At 67.4% G+C, this 18733-nt stretch carries 14 protein-coding genes, 1 pseudogene and 1 riboswitch; of the genes and pseudogenes, 9 read left to right on the forward strand and 6 right to left on the reverse strand.

What is annotated here, in order from left to right; translation table 11 throughout:
• Nucleotides 1-152 precede the first annotated feature (152 nt).
• Entirely contained in the window at nt 153-1178 is a 1026-nt protein-coding gene (gene trpS / locus JOE66_RS14890) for a tryptophan--tRNA ligase (RefSeq protein ID WP_205110702.1), read from the forward strand.
• 512 nt (nt 1179-1690) lie between these two features.
• Nucleotides 1691-2506: a cytochrome c oxidase assembly protein gene (locus tag JOE66_RS14895; protein ID WP_205110704.1), complete on the forward strand. Its 816-nt coding sequence runs from the start codon at nt 1691-1693 to the stop codon at nt 2504-2506.
• Nucleotides 2507-2534: 28 nt separating this feature from the next.
• On the opposite strand, the gene JOE66_RS14900 is transcribed toward JOE66_RS14895, so the two are convergent.
• Nucleotides 2535-3746: an FUSC family protein gene (locus JOE66_RS14900; RefSeq protein WP_307827230.1), complete on the reverse strand. Its 1212-nt coding sequence runs from the start codon at nt 3744-3746 to the stop codon at nt 2535-2537.
• 173 nt (nt 3747-3919) lie between these two features.
• Between JOE66_RS14900 and JOE66_RS14905 the strand changes: the two genes are divergently transcribed.
• From JOE66_RS14905 to JOE66_RS14935, 7 genes are all read left to right on the forward strand, one after another.
• On the forward strand, nt 3920-4663 hold the full coding sequence (locus JOE66_RS14905; RefSeq protein ID WP_205110706.1) for a polyprenol monophosphomannose synthase: 744 nt from the start codon (nt 3920-3922) through the stop codon (nt 4661-4663).
• A 314-nt stretch (nt 4664-4977) separates the two neighbouring features.
• Nucleotides 4978-5148, forward strand: a riboswitch (FMN riboswitch).
• 189 nt (nt 5149-5337) lie between these two features.
• Nucleotides 5338-6507, forward strand: a complete 1170-nt coding sequence (gene ribD, locus JOE66_RS14910) for a bifunctional diaminohydroxyphosphoribosylaminopyrimidine deaminase/5-amino-6-(5-phosphoribosylamino)uracil reductase RibD (RefSeq protein ID WP_205112062.1) — start codon at nt 5338-5340, stop codon at nt 6505-6507.
• Complete coding sequence (locus JOE66_RS14915) at nt 6488-7192, forward strand: riboflavin synthase (protein WP_205110708.1); 705 nt, start codon at nt 6488-6490, stop codon at nt 7190-7192. Before ribD ends, JOE66_RS14915 begins: the two co-directional genes overlap by 20 nt.
• 10 nt (nt 7193-7202) lie before the next feature.
• The gene (gene ribA / locus JOE66_RS17365) at nt 7203-8645 is read left to right on the forward strand and encodes a GTP cyclohydrolase II (protein WP_239518329.1); all 1443 of its coding nucleotides are present in this window, start codon (nt 7203-7205) and stop codon (nt 8643-8645) included.
• Between the two features lie 86 nt (nt 8646-8731).
• Nucleotides 8732-9214, forward strand: coding sequence for a 6,7-dimethyl-8-ribityllumazine synthase (gene ribH, locus JOE66_RS14925; RefSeq protein ID WP_205110719.1), 483 nt, complete (start codon nt 8732-8734; stop codon nt 9212-9214).
• A gap of 256 nt (nt 9215-9470) precedes the next feature.
• Nucleotides 9471-10856, forward strand: a complete 1386-nt coding sequence (locus tag JOE66_RS14930; RefSeq protein WP_205110721.1) for an MFS transporter — start codon at nt 9471-9473, stop codon at nt 10854-10856.
• Nucleotides 10857-11020: 164 nt separating this feature from the next.
• The gene (locus JOE66_RS14935) at nt 11021-13246 is read left to right on the forward strand and encodes an ABC transporter ATP-binding protein (RefSeq protein ID WP_205110723.1); all 2226 of its coding nucleotides are present in this window, start codon (nt 11021-11023) and stop codon (nt 13244-13246) included.
• 164 nt (nt 13247-13410) lie between these two features.
• Here the strand turns inward: JOE66_RS14935 and folD are convergent, their stop codons facing one another.
• The 5 genes and pseudogenes from folD to dacB all read right to left on the reverse strand — a co-directional run bounded on the left by folD (nt 13411) and on the right by dacB (nt 18712).
• The gene (gene folD / locus JOE66_RS14940; protein WP_205110725.1) at nt 13411-14286 is read right to left on the reverse strand and encodes a bifunctional methylenetetrahydrofolate dehydrogenase/methenyltetrahydrofolate cyclohydrolase FolD; all 876 of its coding nucleotides are present in this window, start codon (nt 14284-14286) and stop codon (nt 13411-13413) included.
• Between the two features lie 69 nt (nt 14287-14355).
• Nucleotides 14356-15324 (reverse strand): formyltetrahydrofolate deformylase, encoded by a 969-nt coding sequence (gene purU / locus JOE66_RS14945; RefSeq protein WP_239518330.1) that lies wholly within the window; start codon nt 15322-15324, stop codon nt 14356-14358.
• Between the two features lie 230 nt (nt 15325-15554).
• The gene (locus JOE66_RS14950; protein WP_205112068.1) at nt 15555-16382 is read right to left on the reverse strand and encodes a TrmH family RNA methyltransferase; all 828 of its coding nucleotides are present in this window, start codon (nt 16380-16382) and stop codon (nt 15555-15557) included.
• Between the two features lie 213 nt (nt 16383-16595).
• Nucleotides 16596-17165, reverse strand: a pseudogene (locus JOE66_RS14955) (isochorismatase family protein); the annotation flags it as partial.
• Between the two features lie 107 nt (nt 17166-17272).
• Entirely contained in the window at nt 17273-18712 is a 1440-nt protein-coding gene (gene dacB / locus JOE66_RS14960; RefSeq protein WP_205110729.1) for a D-alanyl-D-alanine carboxypeptidase/D-alanyl-D-alanine endopeptidase, read from the reverse strand.
• Nucleotides 18713-18733 lie beyond the last annotated feature (21 nt).

An 18733-nucleotide genomic window follows, 5' to 3' on the forward strand; every position in this document is an offset into this window, starting at 1 on the left:
CCACCGAGCTCGCTTCGATTCGACCGGAACCATATCGAATTCACGACAGAAGCATCATTGCCGTTGAGCGAGACCCTGCCGCGTTCCGACAGAACTCGGGGCGGGGGCGAACCTGATTTACTTGAGACAACCATTCTTTGAGGACTCACCCCATGAACAGCACGAAACCGCGCCTGATGTCGGGCATGCAGCCGTCAGCCGACTCCCTCCACCTCGGCAACTACATCGGCGCGCTGCTGAGCTGGAAAGAGCTGCAGGAGACGCACGAAGCGTTCTACATGCTCGCTGACCTGCACGCCATCACGGTTCCGCAGGAGCCGGCTGCACTCCGCGAGAACACTCGCCGCACCGTGGCTCAGTACATTGCGGCCGGCATCGAGCCGAGCAAGTCGACGCTCTTCGTGCAGTCCCACGTGCCCGCCCACGCCGAGCTCGCCTGGGTGCTGAACACCATCACCGGCTTCGGCGAGGCCGGCCGCATGACCCAGTTCAAAGACAAGTCTGCCAAGCAGGGGTCCGACTCCACCTCTGTCGGGCTCTTCACGTACCCCATCCTGCAGGCCGGCGACATCCTGCTCTACAACGCTGTCGAGGTCCCGGTCGGCGAAGACCAGCGCCAGCACATCGAGCTCACGCGCGACCTGGCGACGCGGTTCAACAGCCGCTTCGGCGACACCTTCGTGGTACCTGAGCCGTACATCCTGAAGGCGACAGCCAAGATCTACGACCTGCAGAACCCGGCCTCGAAGATGTCGAAGTCGGCCGAGTCGACCGCGGGCATCATCTGGATGCTCGACGAACCAAGCGTCACCCAGAAGAAGATCATGCGCGCGGTGACCGATGCCGAGGGCGGCGTGGTCTACGACCCGGCGACGAAGGCGGGGGTGTCCAACCTGCTCACGATCTACTCGGTGCTCTCTGGGCAGTCGATCGCGTCGATCGAGGCCGAGTTCGCCGGCCGCGGGTACGGCGACTTCAAGAAGGCCCTCGCCGAGGTGGTCATCGGCACGCTGGCCCCGATGCGCGAGCGTGCGCTCGAACTGTTGGCAGACCCTGCCGAGCTCGACCGCATTCTCAACGCCGCCGCCGATCGCGCGAACGAGGTCGCCCAGGCGACGCTCGACACGGTCTACGACCGCATCGGCCTCCTCCGTCGAGTCACGTACCGCTTAGTCTGACTCGAGCTCGTTTGCTCGGGGTCAGCGCGACCCGTCTCGTCTGGTCCTCCGTCTCGTCTGGCCCTCCGTCTCGCCCGACCCTCCGTCTCGACCGACTGGCGCCGGCACGCACCCCCCCTGAGCGCTGGCAAACGTCCCCAAACCGCCCACCTTCGGGACGATTCCGCGCACCCAACGCCCGACCCCACCGCCCGCACCCCCACGGTGCGCGCAAACGTCCCCAAACCGCCCACTTTCGGGACGATTCCGCGCACCCAACGCCCGACCCCACCGCCCGCACCCCGCACGGTGCGCGCAAACGTCCCCCTACCGCCCACTTTCGGGACGATTCCGCGCACCCAGCGCCCGACCCGGGCCCCGACCGAGTCGGAGGGCGCCGACTCGGGCCGCCACCGGGCGGATAATGGACTCACCGACACCCGAGGAGCACCACCACGCCTGACATTCTCACGTTTCTCACGACGTGGCAGCTCAACACCGTCGGTGTCACCGCGATCGGTGTCGCCGGGCTGATGTATCTCGCGGGCATCCTGGCCCTCGCTCGCCGCGGCGAGCACTGGCGGATCGCCCCGAGCCTCGGCTTCTACCTGCTCGGGCTCGGGTCGTTCGCCGTCGTCGAGTTCGGCTTTCTGGGCGTCTACAGCGAAGAACTCCGGTTCGCGTTCACCACGCGCATCGCGCTGCTGCTGTTCGCCGTGCCCGCCCTGCTCGCCACGGGCAAACCGGTTTCGCTGGCCCGCGCCGCGCTGACAGGCGCACCGCTCCGGGCACTCGAGGCCGTACTGAACTCCCGCGTGGTCGGCATCATGGGCAACGCCGTCTTCGGTCCGGTGTTCGCGCTCGTCGCCTTCTCAATCTTCCTGACGCCGGTCGCAGGCACGCTCCGTGAGTCTCCCTTCGCGCAAGACGCGATCGCGATCGTCGTGCCCATGGTCGGGCTCATCATGGTGCTGCCGCTCACCGAGCTGGTCGTCGCGCGCACCACCCTGTTCATCGCCGCCGAGTTCATGCTCGCGTTCGTGGAGCTGGTGCTCGACGCGATCCCCGGCATTCTGCTGCGGCTCAACGAGACCATTCTCGACCACGCCGGGCCCATCACCACCGCGGTTCCCGGCTGGTTCCCGAGCCCCCTCCGCGACCAGCAGCTCTCGGGCGACCTGCTCTGGTTCATCGCAGAGATCGCCGACATTCCGATTCTGATCCTGCTGTTCATCCGCTGGTCGAAGCACGACCGAAAAGAAGCCAAGCAGGTCGACGAACTCTCAGACGACGAGATGGATGCCCTCACCCAGGCTCATCTCAAATCCTTCGGCCCCGGCCGCGACTGACCCGCGTTCCAGCCGCAGATCGCCGCGCTCAGTGCTGCTCGGTGGCCTCGACGAGTTCTTCGTGGATTCGGCGAAGATCCTCCAGGAGGAACCCCAGCAGCACCCAGTGTTCGCTGCGGGGCACGGCAATGGCCAGCGGTGCGGTGAGGGCCGGCTGATCATCCACCGCTGCCTCAGGCTCGGTTCCCGGAAGCTCGGCGTTCGCGATCACCAGGCGCAGGTCGTGCGACGCCCGGCCCATCTCTGCGACGATCTCACCCACGATCGGTTCGCCCAGCAGCTCGTCGTCGTAGTGGTCGTATACCCCGCGCGCCATGCCTGTCACGCGCGTCACCAGCACCGACAGCATCGCCAGCAGCTGCCCGTCACTCTCGAGTAGGTCGCGGTGCACCGAGCGTCGCGGGTTGTACTTGAGGCTCTCCTCGCCCGCCGAGAGCGCAGCCGCCGCCTTCGCCCGCATCGGCGTGAGCAGTCGCGCCTCGACCAGCATGCCCGTGCGTTCGGGCGCGGTACTCGGTTCGCTGAGAATCCGAGCGAGCGAGTCGAGGATGCCCGCCACCTCGTTGCCCAGCCGCGCGACGGCCTCGTGTACGGGCTGCAGTGCCACCGGCGGAACGATGAGCAGATTCACGGCCACGCCCAGCAGCGCGCCGATGATCGTCTCGAGAATGCGGTCGATGGCATACCCCGGGGTCGAAGCCCCGAGCGAGAGCACGAGCATCGCGCTGATGGGGATCTGCACCGACGAGGTCGGCCCGAGCCGCAGCGCCCACCCCATCAGCAGGGCCACGATCACCGACAGCAGGATGACCCACGAGGCCTGCCCGAAGAGCACCCCGATGAAGTAGGCGAGCACGACGCCGATGATGACTCCGACGCACCGCTCGAGGGCTTTACCGAACGACTGGTTGACGCTCGGCTGCACCACCAGGATCGCCGCGATCACGCCGAACAGGGGCGGCGCACCCTGCAAGAGGAGCGTGCACGCGACCCAGGCGAGGATGGCCGCGACCGAGGTCTTCACGACCTGCAGGAAAGGCACGCGAGTGGTCGAGAGGATGAGCTTCGCGTACCGGTCGGGAGACAGGGCGGCGACGTTCATCCTGCGCCCCGTGAACCACGACGTGGAGCTTGAACGAGAGATCGTGGAAGGGGTGGCCGATCGCCTGGTCGATGCGGCCGGGGATGCGCTGGGAGACGACTGTGAGCCGCGTTCAGGCATGGAGTTGGTGGCGTTCACACATCAACACTAGGAGGCTGTGCCGTATATTGGACCGGTCGCCGATTTTTGCGCGCCGCCGCGAGAACCGTCGCACTGCCTCCTGAAGGCTGTTCTGGCTGCGCGTCACGGCACGCAAACCGTCACATGACCGCGCTGCGCCGCTGTGCGAAGACCGTTAGAAAGGTAGCCCATTGCCTGGAGCTGTCGTCGTCATCCCCACGTATCGCGAAAAAGAGACCATCGCCGCGATCATCGAGCGCGTGCTGAAGTCTGCTGACGTGCACGTTCTCGTCGTCGACGACAACAGCCCCGACGGCACCGGGCAGATCGTCGACGCCATCGCTGCCACCGACGACCGCGTGAACATCATGCACCGTACAGAGAAGAACGGCCTCGGCACCGCGTACGTCGCGGGGTTCGGCTGGGCGCTCGACAAGGGCTACGACTACATCATCGAGATGGATGCTGACGGCTCACACCAGCCGGAGGAGTTGCCCCGGCTGCTCAAGCTCCTCGACGCCGGCGCGAACCTGGGCATCGGCGCCCGCTGGATCCCCGGCGGCAGGACCGAGAACTGGCCCTGGTACCGAAAGCTCATCTCCCGCTCGGGCACCACGTACGCTCGCATCATGCTGAAGTCCAAGCTGCACGACATCACCTCGGGGTACCGCGGGTTCAGCGCCGACACCTTGCGCGCGCTCGACCTCTCGCAGCTCGACTCGGCCGGCTACGTGTTCCAGATCGAACTGGCGTGGCTCGTCGAGCGCTCGGGCGGAGTCGTGCGGGAGTTCCCGATCACGTTCGTCGAGCGACTGGAAGGCCAGTCGAAGATGACGACCGGCATCGTGGTGGAGGCACTCTCGAAGGTGACCACCTGGGGCATCGCGTCCCGCCTGGGCCGCATCCCCAAGTCGCAGTCGCTCGCCACCCGCTGAACCGCGGCGGCGGCCGCCACCGTACCTCGCCCACAGCCCGCTGCCCGGCCATTCGCCCCACCACAGTGATGCGTGCGCACAAACGTCCCTTGTCTCGTCTTCTTGGGGACTTTTTCGCGCACCCAGCCTCCGGGGTGGCGGCGCGTTAGCGAGGTCGGCACAGTGGTGTCGGTGTCGCAAGGGCGCTCACGCGGAGCGAAGTCGGTGGGGCGCGGCGGCGTGTACGTCGCGCCCCACGTTTCCGCGGATCAACAAGGGAACCCCGTAACATTCCGCTGTAGTGCGCCGAAGGGGCGGCGGCGCACTACACTAGGACCGTGCTCCGGGGTCGGTGAGAATCCGAACCGGCGGTTATAGTCCGCGAACTGCGGCGCTCCCGACAGCAATGTCGGCCAGCGCCAAGGTTGATTCGGTGAAATTCCGAGACCGACGGTCATGAGGGTTTGCTTGTGTTCCCTCAGAAGTCCGGATGAGAGGTGCACGCGTGTGTGCCCACGACCCTGTTGGCACCCATGAGCCGTTGACGCTACCCCGGAGTCTCTTGACAGACGAGGGTTGAGATGCGTTCGACAGAACACGACGGCAAGGGCGCCTCTGCGCCTGCTGTCTCTGCGCCTGCCGCCTCTGCGCCTGCCGCCTCTGCGCCTGCCGCCGCACCCTCCATCGAGGCCGCCATGCGCCGCGCCATCGAGCTCGCTGCGAACGGCCCCGCGTGGGGCGTCAACCCGCAGGTCGGCTGCGTCATCCTCAGCCCCGACGGAGTCGTTCTCGCCGAAGGCTGGCACCGCGGGGCGGGCACTCCCCACGCCGAAGTGGATGCCCTGACCAAGCTGAGCGCAGCATCCGACGCCATCGGCGCCACCGCCGTCGTCACCCTCGAGCCCTGCAACCACACCGGACGCACTGGCCCGTGCAGCGAGGCACTCGTCGCCGCCGGGATCAGCACGGTGTACTTCGGGGCCGGCGACCCCGGGCTGCGGTCCGGGGGCGGAGCCGGCACACTGTCGGCCGCCGGGGTGCGCGTGCACGGCGGTGTTCTCGCCGCAGAGGTCGAGCGCAGCATCCACCCGTGGTTGACCGCGATGCGAAACGGGCGCCCGTTCGTCACCGTGAAATGGGCGTCGAGCCTCGACGGCCGTGCGGCAGCAGCTGATGGCACCAGCCAGTGGATCACAGGCCCGGATGCCCGCACCGACGTTCACCTGCGCCGCAGCCGAGCCGACGCCATTGCGGTCGGCACGGGAACGCTGCTCGCGGACGACCCGTCGCTCACCGCACGGATGCCCGTCTCGACCGGCGAAACCGAGCCCACCCTGTATGCGCACCAGCCCCAGCCCGTTATGATCGGCGAGCGCCGCATCGACCGCACTGCGCGGGTGTTCGACCACCCGCTGCCAGTCATCGAGTACCAGTCGCGCAACCTCCACGGTGTTCTCGCCGACCTCTTCGACCGCGGCGTGCGCTCGGTGTTCGTCGAGGGCGGCCCGACCCTGGCGAGCGCGTTCATCAGGGTCGGATTGGCCGACGAGATCGTCGCCTACCTGGCACCGGTACTGCTCGGGGGCCCGCTCCTCGCCCTCGGCGACATCGGCGTCGACGGCATCGCGGATGCCCTGCCACTCACGATCGTCTCGCTCGACCTGCTCGGCCCCGACCTTCGCATCGTCGCAGAACCGGTTCGCGGCGAAAGCTCGGCCGTCTTCCTCGATTCTCCGGTCTCCTCCACAGCAGGCACCTCCTCCTCCACAGCAAGCACCTCCCCGACATCCGTCATCTCCGTCACCTCCGTCACCCCCTCCACCTCCGACCCGAAGGAGCACCACCTTGTTCACCGGAATCATTGAAGAAAAAGGCGAAGTCCTGGCAATCGAGCCGCGCGCCGATGTTGTTCGCCTGACGCTCCGCGCTCCCCTCGCCGTGTCGGGAGCTCGCCACGGCGATTCGATCTCGGTGAGCGGCGTCTGCCTGACCGTGGTCGACCAGACCGTGGATTCCTTCACCGCCGACGTGATGCAGCAGACCATCGACATGAGCACAGTCGGCTCGCTGAAGCCTGGTGACGCGGTCAACCTCGAGCGTGCAGCTCTGGTCGGCGACCGGCTCGGCGGCCACATCGTGCAGGGCCACATCGACGGCACCAGCACCGTGCTCGCAGTCACCCCCGGCGAGGCCTGGAGCGTGCTTCGCTTCAGTCTCAGCCCCGAGCTCGCCCCGCTCGTGGTCGACAAAGGGTCGATCGCCGTCGCGGGGGTGTCACTGACGGTGTCGAACGTCGATGGGGGCCACGGGCATCCGGGTGCCACGCCACCCACCGAGGGCGCCGACGCCGGCGATGCCCACACCGCTTCCGCGCACTGGTTCGAGGTATCGCTCATCCCCGAGACCCTCTCTGCGACCACCCTGGGCGCGCTTGCCGTCGGTGACGTCGTCAACATCGAGACTGACATTCTCGCCCGGCACGTCGAGCGACTGCTCTCGCTTCGAACAACCACCGATCCCACCACCAAGCCCACGACCACCCAGCGCTGAGGAGCCACCGATGTCACTCACACCCATGCCCGAAGTCCTGGCAGCTCTGCGCGCAGGCAAGCCCGTGATCGTCGCCGATGACGAAGACCGTGAGAACGAGGGCGACGCGATCCTCGCGGCCGAGCTCGCGACCCCCGAGTGGATCGCCTGGATGGTGCGCAACACCTCCGGCTTCCTCTGCGCCCCGATGACCGTCGAGCGCGCCGCCGCCCTTGAGCTGCCTCCGATGGTGGAGCGCAACGAAGACTCCCGCCGCACCGCCTACACAATCACCGTCGATGCGTCGTCACCGATCGTCACCACGGGCATCAGCGCCGCCGATCGCGCCTTCACCCTGCGCGCGCTGGCAGACGGCGCCTCGACGCCGGCCAGCTTCATCCGTCCCGGTCATGTCTTGCCGGTCGTCGCCGTCGCCGGCGGTGTTCGCGAGCGCCCGGGCCACACGGAGGCGTCTGTCGAACTGATGCAGTTGGCTGGGCTCTCGCCGGTCGGCGTGATCGGCGAGATCGTGAGCACCGACGGCTCCATGGCACGGATGCCCGAACTCCTCGAGATCGCAGCCCGCGAGGGTCTGCCCGTGACGACCATCGAGGCGCTCATCGTCTGGCTGAACGAAGCCGATGCGCGGGCAGAGGCCGGAACGGCTCTCGCCGTGGACGGCAACGAGGACGCCCCCGTCGTCGGGGCTGACACCGCCCTTTCTGACGCGGACAGCCACGGCTCGAGCAACACTGTCTCGAGCAGTAGTGGCTCGGCTAGTGCTGGCTCGACCAGTAGTGGCTCGACCAGTCGAGACGACCAGCGACCGACGCTCGGGTCGCGCATGGACCACGTGCCCGTCGATCTCGTAGACCGCGTCGAGTTCGCAGTCGAGACCCTGGTGCCGACCATCCACGGCACATTCCGGTTTCGCGCCTACCACGATCTGGTCTCCGGCGCAGATCACCTTGCCGTGATCGCCGGTGACCCGTCAGACCCGAGCTCCGTCGTGCGGATCCACTCTGAATGCCTCACCGGCGAGGCCTTCGGTTCGCTGAAGTGCGAGTGTGGCCCTCAGCTCACTGCGTCACTCGACCTCATCGCCGAGCTCGGCGGTGTGGTGATCTACCTGCGCGGCCACGAAGGTCGGGGAATCGGGCTCATCAACAAGCTGCGTGCGTACCAATTGCAGGAAGACGGGCTCGATACCCTCGACGCGAACCTCGCCCTCGGGCTCCCCGGCGATGTGCGCGACTACGGCGCAGCTGTCGCAATCCTCGAGGACCTGGGGCTCACCCATGTACGGCTGCTGACGAACAACCCCGAAAAGGTGCGCCAGCTCGAAGAGCGCGGCATCACCGTCGTCGAACGGGTGCCGCTGATCGTCGGCCGTGGCTCGGCGAACTCGTCGTACCTGGATGCCAAGCGCGACCGCATGGGTCACCTGCTGCCCCTCCCGACCCTCGTCGAGTAAGGCCCCCGGGCATCCAGCCCGTCCCCCACAACCGCGCATTTCACCGCACTCCCAACCCGAACCCCAACCCGAAAGGATGCCCGCGCATGGCCGGCACCGGAATCCCCACCTCCACCACTCTCGACGGCACCGGGCTCAAGGTGACGATCGTCGCCGGCCGCTGGCACGACGTGATCAGCAACGGGCTGCTCGCCGGGGCCCATCGCGCTCTCGAGGAGGCGAACGTCGAGATCACGGAGATCCGCGTCGCCGGGAGCTTCGAGCTTCCGGTCGTCAGCCGCGCCGCGCTCGAGGCGGGCGCAGACGCCGTCGTCGCCCTCGGCGTCATCATCCGCGGTGGAACCCCGCACTTCGAGTATGTCTCCGACGCTGCGACCTCCGGCCTCTCGCAGGTGAGCATCCTCACGGGCAAGCCGGTCGGGTTCGGCGTGCTCACTCTCGACGACGAGGCCCAGGGCCTCGACCGCGCCGGACTCCCAGGTTCCAAGGAGGACAAGGGCCGCGAGGCCGCCGAAGCTGCGGTCGCCACGGCCCTCACCCTGCGCGCCCTCCTCCCCGAGCATCCATAACCCCCCCTCCCTTCCTCCCAGTGAGTGTCCCAACTTCTGCTGCTCTGGCGCCCGAATCCCAGCAGAAGTTGGGACACTCACTGGGAGGACGCGGGGGGGGCGGGAGCTTTGGGGCGGGGGGCGGAGCGGGTTGGATGGCGCGTATTGTAGATGGGCGGCCACCAGCCGCCTCACCGTCACGCCGTGGTCGACTCTTCGCGCCCGATCGACGCGTTCTTCCCGGTTGTGTTTGACCGTTCTCCTGCTGAAAGCCGTTATGTCTTCGCCCACGTTCGCCCCGCCCGCCGCCGTCAACACCCGCTCGAGAGTCGTTCTCGCCAGTCTCATCGGCACCTCGATCGAGTTCTACGACTTCTACGTCTACGCCACTGCCGCCGTGCTGGTGTTCCCGAAGCTGTTCTTCCCGACCACCGACCCCAACGTAGGCCTGCTGACCTCGTTCGCGGTCTTCGGGGTGGCGTTCGTTGCGCGGCCCATCGGCTCGATCATCTTCGGGCACTTCGGTGACCGGATCGGCCGCAAGAAGACCCTCGTCGCGTCGCTTCTCACCATGGGCATCGCGACCGTGCTCATCGGATTTCTGCCGACGTACGCCTCGATCGGCCTCTGGGCGCCCATTCTGCTGACCGTCATGCGCTTCGCCCAGGGCCTCGGCCTCGGCGGCGAATGGAGCGGCGCCGCGCTGCTCGCCACCGAGAACGCCCCGGCCGGCAAGCGAGCGATCTACGGCACCTTCCCGCAACTCGGTGCTCCGATCGGCTTCATCATCGCCAACGGCGTGTTCCTCTGGCTGAACCTCGGCATGTCTGCAGCCGACTTCGCGAGCTGGGGCTGGCGTGTGCCGTTCATCGCGAGCGCCGTGCTCGTCGTAATCGGGCTGTACGTGCGCTTCAAGCTGGTCGAGACGCCGGCCTTCCAGAAGGTCATCGACGCGGGCGAGGTCGCGGCCGTACCCGTGGCACGGGTGTTCAAGACCAGCTGGCGCCCGCTCATCCTGGGCACGTTCATCATGCTCGCCACGTACACGCTGTTCTACCTGATGACAACGTTCACGCTGACGTTCGGCACCGCGTTCTCGTCTGCCACTGCGGCCAAGGCTGCGGCCGACAAGGCAGGCACGACCTTCAATCCGGCCACCTTCACACCCGGTCTCGGTTTCAACCGCAACGACTTCTTGATCATGCTCATCATCAGCGTCGTGTTCTTCGGCATCTTCACCCTGGTGTCTGGCCCGCTCGCCGAGCGCTTCGGGCGTCGCAAGACGCTCATCGTCACAACGATCGGCATCCTGGTGTTCGGCCTGCTGTTCGTGCCGCTGTTCGGGGCCGGAACCGTCGGAACGATGGCCCTGCTCATCATCGGCTTCACCCTCATGGGCCTCACCTTCGGCCCGATGGGCGCCGTGCTGCCCGAACTCTTCCCCGCGAACGTGCGGTACACCGGCTCGGCAATCAGCTACAACTTCGCGTCGATCCTCGGTGCGGCCGTGGCCCCGTTCATCGCGGTCGCACTCTGGCAGGCTGCCGGCGGCAGCCCTGTCTGGGTGGGCGTGTACCTCAGCGCGATGGCCGTGATCACGCTGATCGCACTCATCATCAGCAAAGAGACCCGAGACGTCGACTACGACTCCAACCTGTCCTGACGCGTGAACTGCGCCGTCGACTTTCCCGATGGTGCAGCTTCTGCGGCATTTCGTTGCACAAACGGGCAAGTGGATGCCCGGCTCACCCCGCGCAAAGTGAACCAGCGCGCGGGGTAGGCCCGGGCATCCATCACACCGTCAGTCGGGAACGATAGAAAGTACTCATGAGCACAGCAGATTCACGGGCCACCGCAGGTGCAAGCCGCGCGAGCGCAGCCAGCCCACGGGGTCGCAGCAGGGGCAGCGGGCGAGGCCGACGCGACAAAGACAACGGCCCGCGCGCGAAGTTCACAGACCTGCTGCCCTACCTGCTCGAGCACAAGAAGGTCCTTGCGCTCGTGATCGGCCTGAGCATCCTCGGTGCCGCAGCCAGCCTCGCCCAGCCCCTGCTCGTGAGCCAGGTCATCACCCAGGTCACGGCCGGCAACCCACTGAACGGGCTCGTCTGGCTGCTGGTGATTCTCGTCGTTCTGTCCGGCCTCATCAGCGGCTTTCAGCACTACCTGCTGCAGCGCACCGGCGAGGGCGTCGTGCTGTCGAGCCGCAAGCAGCTGGTGCGCCGGATGCTCAACCTCCCCATCCGCGAATTCGACACCCGCCGCACGGGCGACCTGGTCTCGCGGGTCGGCTCCGACACCACCCTGCTCCGCGCCGTGCTCACGCAGGGACTTGTCGATGCACTCGGAGGGTCGCTGGTCTTCGTCGGCGCGCTCATCGCGATGCTGATCATCGACCCCGTGCTGCTCGGGCTCACCGTTCTCGTCGTCGGCGTCTCGATCGTGGTCGTGGTGTTGCTCTCTGCGCGCATCCGTGTGGCCAGCCGTCAGGCGCAGGAGATGGTCGGCGACCTCGCAGCGAGCGTCGAGCGGGCCATCAGCGCCGTTCGCACGGTACGCGCGGCAAACGCCACCGAGCGCGAGATCAAGGCGGTTGAGAAAGACGCCGAGGGCGCCTGGGCCATGGGCATCAAGGTTGCGAAGATCTCGGCCCTCGTGGTCCCGGTCGCCGGGATCGCCATGCAGGTCGCCTTCCTCACCGTGATCGGTGTCGGCGGATACCGAGTTGCCAGTGGGGCGATCACCATCGCGTCTCTGGTGTCGTTCATCCTGTTCCTGTTCATGATGATCATGCCGCTGGGCCAGGCGTTCGGGGCGTTCACCTCGGTGAACTCCGCCCTCGGTGCGCTGGGCCGCATCCAGGAGATCATCACGCTGCCGAGTGAGGGTGAATTCGACCGCAAGCTCGCCCCGCTCGCCAGCAACGCCGAAGTGAGTGCCGCCGCATTCGCCCGTGCCGCCGCCAGCACGCCGATCGCCGTCGAGTTCGACGGCGTCGAGTTCGCGTACGCCGAAAGTGCCACGCCGGGTGACGGTGCTCCGGATGCGCAGGGTGTATTGTCAGGGCCTGGCACCGCGCTGCTCGCCGCGCACGGGCCGGTTGTCATGGCCGCTGGTGAGGTCGATACGGGCGCAACGAGTACCGCCACCGGAGCTCGCGGCGAAGTACCCGGCCCTGTCCGCGGGGAGTACCCGGGCGGATTCCCGGGCATAGTCTCTGGCGACATGCCTGGCGACATTCCCAATGAGATTTCCGGCGACGCCTCCCCCGAGCCCGCCTCGGCCGCGAGCTACCTCGCCGACTCCGGTGCGCGCGGCGGCACCGGGGCGGGCGTCGGCAGTCCGGGCACAGCTGATCCGGGCATCCGGAACACCACCGTTCTGCGCGGCGTGAGCTTCAGCGTGCCGCGGGGCCAGCGTGTGGCCCTGGTCGGGCCCTCTGGTGCGGGCAAGAGCACGATTCTTGCGCTCATCGAACGGTTCTACGACCCGACCTCCGGCGTGATTCGTGTCGGAGGCACCGACATCCGCCAGCTCGACCGCGAGGCCCTGCGCGCGCAGATCGGCTACGTCGAACAGGACGCCCCGGTGCTGGCCGGCAGCATCCGCTCGAACCTGCTCCTGGCGTCGCCCGCAGCAACCGACGAGGAGTGCGTGGCCGTGCTGACGGCGGTCAACCTGCTCGAGGTGCTCGAGCGGTCGCCAGAGGGTCTGGATGCTGCGGTCGGCGAAGAGGGCGTGATGCTCTCAGGCGGCGAACGCCAGCGCCTGGCCATCGCCCGTGCGCTTCTGGCTGCCCCGCCGATCCTGTTGCTCGATGAGTCGACCTCGAGCCTCGACGGACTCAACGAGCAGATGCTGCGCGAGGCGATCGATGCGGTCGCCGAGAACCGCACGCTGATCGTGATCGCACATCGGCTGTCGACTGTCGTCGACTCCGACGTGATCATCGTTCTCGACCACGGCTCCGTGGTCGGTGTCGGCACGCACTCGGAGCTCGTCGTCTCGACGCCGCTGTACCGCGAGCTCGCAAAGCGCCAGCTGCTGGTCTAGCGCGGCGGGCCGGAGCGCGGCTGCGGAACCGTCGGAGAATCCCAGCCGCCTCGGCGAACACGGCGGTACTGGCGCGGTTTCTCCGACGATTTCACACACCGGTGTGCACGCGCGATCCGCGTGCCACCGGTGACTATGCATGCAAGAGGGCTGGCGAACCCGAGTCAGGCCGTGGCAGCGGCGCCAGCCAGCTCGTACTGCAGTTCTGCCGCGCGCAGGGTGTTCACCAGCAACATCGCGATCGTCATCGGCCCGACGCCGCCGGGAACGGGCGTGATGAGCCCCGCCACCTCGGCCGCTGGGCCGAAGTCGACGTCGCCCGACAGGCCCTCGGGCCCGCGGTGGATGCCTACGTCGATCACGGTCGCGCCGGGCTTGATGTGCTCGGCTGTGATCAAGCCTTTCACCCCGACTGCCGCCACGACGATATCGGCCGCGCGACACACCTCCGCCAGGTTGCGCGTGCGAGAATGGGCAATCGTCACGGTCGCATTCCGATTCACGAGCAACTGGGCGACCGGTCGGCCGACGAGCTCAGAGCGACCGATGACCACGACGTTCGCGCCCTCGATCGGCACGTCGTACGCGTCGAGAAGCTCGATGACGCCCGCCGGAGTGCAGGGGCGCAGCCCGGGCTTCTGCTGCGCCAGCCGACCGACGCTCAGCGTCGTCAGGCCGTCCACGTCCTTCTCGAAGGGGATGAGGTCGATCAGCGGCGCAGCGTTCAGCTGCGCGGGTACCGGCAGCTGCAACAGGATGCCCGATACCTGCGGGTCGGCGGCCAGACGACGTAGCAGCGACTCGACCTCCGCCTGGCTCGCGTCTTCCGGCAGGTGCTGGTGCAGGTCTGCCATTCCAGAAGCGACCGTGGACTTGCGCTTGTTGGCGACGTACACCTCGGACGCCGGGTCACCGCCGACGAGTACCGTGGCGAGCCCCGGCTGCACGCCGGTTCTGGCGATGAATGCCGAGACATCATCTTTCAGCGCTGCGCGGACGCGCGCAGCGACAGCCTTGCCGTCAATGAGACCTGCGGTCACCTGTCTACTCCCTCACAAAAGCCTTCGAGCACGTCACATGCGCCTGATGGCACAGTGACAGCCCGCCGATCACAGAATCGTGGTCGAATTCCGGTATGTCATCACACGGTCTTCACAATGCCACTGCACGGCCCGAGCGAGAACGCTGCGCTCCACCTCGGCGCCCCGACGCTCGAGCTCCCCCACGCTGTCGCGGTGCGAGACCCGAACCACGTCCTGCTCGATGATGGGGCCCTCGTCGAGGGTCGCCGTCGCGTAGTGTGCGGTCGCGCCGATCAGCTTGACTCCGCGCTCCTTGGCCTTCAGGTACGGCCCGGCACCGGCGAAAGCCGGAAGGAAGGAATGGTGGATGTTGATCACTGGGCAGCCGACATTGTCGAGGAAGTCCGCGGAGAGGATCTGCATGTAGCGGGCCATAACCACGAGATCCACCTTGCCCGTCAGAAGCTCGAGTGCACGAGCTTCTGACTCGACCTTGGTCGCGCGGCTGATCGGAATGTGCACGAAGTCGATGCCGAAGCTGGCCACATCGGCGGCGAGGTCGGGGTGGTTCGAGATGACCATGGTCACGTTCATGTCGAGCTCGTTGCGCCTGTTGCGCCACAGCAACTCGAGCAGGCAGTGGTCGTACTTCGAGACCATGATCGCGACGCGCTTGGGTGTCGCAGCATCGGTGAGGGCGAACGTCATACCGAAGCGCTCGCCGACCTGGTCTGCGAACGCGGCGGTGAGCCCGGGCAGGGCTTCAGCGAGACCCTCGCGGTGGAAGACGGTGCGCTGGAAGAATTCGCCGTTCTCCGAGTCGGTGGAGAACTGCCCGAGTTCCACGATGTTCGCGCCGTGTTCGGCCAGGAAGCCGGCGACGGCAGCGACGATACCGGGCTGGTCAGCGCACTGGATCGTGAGGCGCCCGATGTCCTTGTTGGCCGCCGTCGACCCCGCGCCCGTCACGGTCGCGGTCGCCGTGGTGGCAAACGCGCCCGTCGAGTTCGGGGCATCGTGTACTGCGCCGCCAGCGGGCGACTCTTCGGGCATCATCGGTAGACGCACTCCTTCGGAACAGTTTCACTTCTAACGGTACCGGGTTCGCAGGGGCACTCAGCGCCGCCGCTGCCTGCGCGGGGGCGCTGCCGCAGCCACCCTGCGCCGCCGCTACCTGCGCCGCCTCCACCTGCGCCACCCCCACCAGCGCCACCCCCACCAGCGCCACCCCCACCTGCCAGCGCCCTCGCCGGGTGAGCGCGCGCGACGGCGTCTCGCTGCAGGCCTCAGCCGGAGACGGCCCAGAGCGCCACTGCACTCGCGGCTGCCACGTTCAGAGAGTCGATGCCGTGCGCCATCGGGATGCTCACGATCGTGTCTGCCGCAGCCAGGGCGCTGTCGGTCAGCCCGTCTCCCTCTGCACCGAGCACCAGCGCCAGCTTATCGGGCCGGCCATCTGTGTCTGAGAAGTCACGCGCAAAATCCCGAAGCGACACCGCGTCAGGCGAGAGGGCAAGCGCAGCGATGTGGAATCCGGCCGTTCTCAGCTGCGGTTCCAGGGTGTCCCAGTCACCAGACCGTGTCCACGGCACCTGCAGAACCGTGCCCATGCTCACGCGGATCGCCCGGCGGTAGAACGGGTCGGAGCAGCGGGGCGTGACGAGCACAGCGTCGGCCCCGACAGCTCCCACAGAACGGAAGATCGCCCCGACGTTGGTGGGGTCGGCGACGTTCTCGAGCACCACGACGAGCCGGGCATCCTGCAGCACCTCGCCGACCGGCTGGAGGAGCGGGCGGTTCATCGAGGCGATGATTCCGCGGTGCAGAATGTAGCCCGTCAGCTCGGCGAGGAGCTCACCGGGGCCGACGAAGATCGGCACGGTCTCGGCCCACTGCCCCAGTGCGGCGACTACTTCGTCGAGAGAACCGCCGAGTGCGAGAACAGAGCGCGGTACGTGCCCCGCACCCACCGCGCGCTCGAGTACGAGGGCGGATTCGGCCAAGTACAGCCCGAATTCGCTGCTGCGGGCCTTGCGAAGAGCGACATCGGTCAGATGCGAATAGTCGGCCAGCCGCGGGTCGCTGAGCTCGGTGACTTCGACGACGTTCACCATTGGCGCCGGCTCACTCGCGTGCTCTCCCGATGCCGGAGTTGGCGCGGTCGACACGTGCGTTCACGATCATGCGCGCGCCTCAGCAGTGCTAGTACCCTCAGCAGCGCCGGTACCCTCAGCAGCGCCGGTACCCTCAACACCCCGCGTACCCCCAGCATCGACATCATGCGCCGCATCGCCATCACCCGCAGAATCGCCAGCCGATTCAGACAAGACCAATTCCGCCCCGGCATGGGCCAGCTCAGCGAGCGCGGCCGCACTCGACTCAGCAGCCACGCCGGCGATCAGGTCGGTGAGCACGCGAACCCTGCGGCCGTGTTCGATCGCATCGAGCGCCGACGCCCGGACACAGTAGTCGGTCGCCAGCCCCACGATGTCGATCTCCGTCACCGCGTGCTGGTCGAGAAGATCATGCACCGTCGCGCCCTCCTCCGTCGTTCCTTCGTAGATCGAGTAGGCCGGCTCGCCCTGCCCTTTGTGCACGTGGAAGTCGATCCGCACACCAGCCAGGTCGTCGTGGTAGGCCGCTCCGGGCGTGCCTGCCACGCAGTGAACGGGCCAGGTGTCGACGAAATCCGGCCCCTCTACCCCTGCAAAGTGCCCGCCGTTGTCGTTGTCGGCGTCGTGCCAATCACGTGAGGCGATCACCAGGTCATAGGCTTCCGGATGCCCGGCGAGAAGTCGCGCGATCCCCGCCGCCACGGCGTTTCCCCCCTCGACGCCCAGCGCCCCACCTTCGGTGAAATCGTTCTGCACGTCGATGATGAACAGGGCTCTGTGCATGGTCAGCTCCTCACACGATCTGTGCCGGAGCAGGCCGGTGAGGCCTCACTCCTGCGTTTCAAGTCTACGCAGGTCGCTGAAATGGGTGATGTGATCCATTCGCCCGATCATCCATTCGAGAGTGCATCACCGCACGTGTAGATGCCGACCGTCAACGCGTCCAGGGCCGCCCTGCCCCCGTCGATCGAGCTGTCGAGTGAGAAGAATGCGAAGGTCAGCGTGCTCCCGTCGGCCGCGTGCACGACCCCGGCGAGAGTGTTGGCCGTGTCGATCGACCCGGTCTTCGCCTGCACCTTGCCGTTCACGACGGAGTTCGCTCCGGTGAAGCGGTACGACAGGGTGCCGGTCTGGTCGGCGACTGGCAGACCGTCGAGGATGACGCCGAGGTTGGCCTCCCTGGCGTTGATCTTGTCGAACAGTGCGGTCAGGAAGAGCGCGGAGACGGCGTCGTCGTTGCTCAGCCCGGAGCCGTCGACGATGACGAGGTTGCTGGTGTCGAGCCCGTACGACGAAGCGAGTGCCTTCGGGATCGCGGCCTGCAGGGAGGCGAAGGTGTTGCCCGCGCCCAGCTTGATCGCGGTGAGCCTGGCGAGCATCTCCGCCTCGGTGTTGTCGGAGCGGAGCAGTGCCTCCTGCACCATGGTCGAGACCGGCGCTGACCGCACCGCCCCGAGAGATACGGCCCCAGGCGAAGCGACGCCACCGACCAGTTTCGCCCCCGATGCGATCGAACCCAGGGCGCTCTGGAACGCCTGGCCAGCCCGGCTGACCGGGTCTGCGCTCCGCGGCGAGGTGTCGGCAGACGGGTTCGCCCTGTCGCCGTCGACCATCAGTGCGGTGATTTCGGCGGTCGAACCGTCGGTTTGCTCGACCCTGTCCCATGACGACTGCCACGGGTCACCGCCGAACAGCGAGCTGTCGAGCACGATCGTCGAGATCGGCACCCCCGCGTGCGCCGGGTCTGCCGCCCAGGCCGCCTTCACCTGGTCGGCGAGCTGCCCCATGGTCGAGGCTTCGTGGTAGATGTTCGACGAGCCACTCGCCAGCGTCACATCGCCGCCACCCACCAGGACAACCGTGCCGGGAGTGTCACCGGCAACCACAGACGTCTGCACCCGATAGTCGGGCCCGAGCACTGCGAGCGCCGCCGCCGACGTCAGCACCTTCATGACGCTCGCCGTGCGTGAATAGGTCGACCCATTGCGGTCGAAGAGAATCTCGCCCGTGTCGGCCTTGCGCACGGTGCCCTGGAACGTCCCCATCCCCGAGGCGGCCGCCAGCGAGCCGACCGAGCAGGTTCGCACGGCCTCTGGCGCGGCGGCGGCGGTCGGCTGCGGCCGCCTGGTCGGCACCGGAACGGTCGAGACCGGCGTGGACGGGGCGGGCGAGCTGATCGCGAGAGCATCGGCCACGGCCGGGGGCTGGGCGTTCGCCACCAGCGCTCCCGTGGCGAACGACCCGGCCGCCAGCGCCGCAAAGGCCACCCACGCGCCGACCACGAGGAGCCCACGACGACGAGCGTTCGTGGAGGTGCGGTGGCCGGGCATCCGTTCAATTTACCAGCCGTG

The organism is Subtercola frigoramans, assembly GCF_016907385.1.
Classification (GTDB): Bacteria; Actinomycetota; Actinomycetes; order Actinomycetales; family Microbacteriaceae; genus Subtercola; species Subtercola frigoramans.

What these genes read in the sequence shown, in the direction of transcription:
- trpS (WP_205110702.1), top strand. Translation starts at nt 153, where the DNA reads ATGAACAGCACGAAACCGCGCCTGATGTCGGGCATGCAGCCGTCAGCC.
- JOE66_RS14895 (WP_205110704.1), top strand. Translation starts at nt 1,691, where the DNA reads ATGTATCTCGCGGGCATCCTGGCCCTCGCTCGCCGCGGCGAGCACTGG.
- ribD (WP_205112062.1), top strand. Translation starts at nt 5,338, where the DNA reads ATGCGCCGCGCCATCGAGCTCGCTGCGAACGGCCCCGCGTGGGGCGTC.
- ribA (WP_239518329.1), top strand. Translation starts at nt 7,203, where the DNA reads ATGTCACTCACACCCATGCCCGAAGTCCTGGCAGCTCTGCGCGCAGGC.
- ribH (WP_205110719.1), top strand. Translation starts at nt 8,732, where the DNA reads ATGGCCGGCACCGGAATCCCCACCTCCACCACTCTCGACGGCACCGGG.
- JOE66_RS14930 (WP_205110721.1), top strand. Translation starts at nt 9,471, where the DNA reads ATGTCTTCGCCCACGTTCGCCCCGCCCGCCGCCGTCAACACCCGCTCG.
- JOE66_RS14935 (WP_205110723.1), top strand. Translation starts at nt 11,021, where the DNA reads ATGAGCACAGCAGATTCACGGGCCACCGCAGGTGCAAGCCGCGCGAGC.
- purU (WP_239518330.1), bottom strand. Translation starts at nt 15,324, where the DNA reads ATGATGCCCGAAGAGTCGCCCGCTGGCGGCGCAGTACACGATGCCCCG.
- JOE66_RS14950 (WP_205112068.1), bottom strand. Translation starts at nt 16,382, where the DNA reads ATGGTGAACGTCGTCGAAGTCACCGAGCTCAGCGACCCGCGGCTGGCC.
- dacB (WP_205110729.1), bottom strand. Translation starts at nt 18,712, where the DNA reads ATGCCCGGCCACCGCACCTCCACGAACGCTCGTCGTCGTGGGCTCCTC.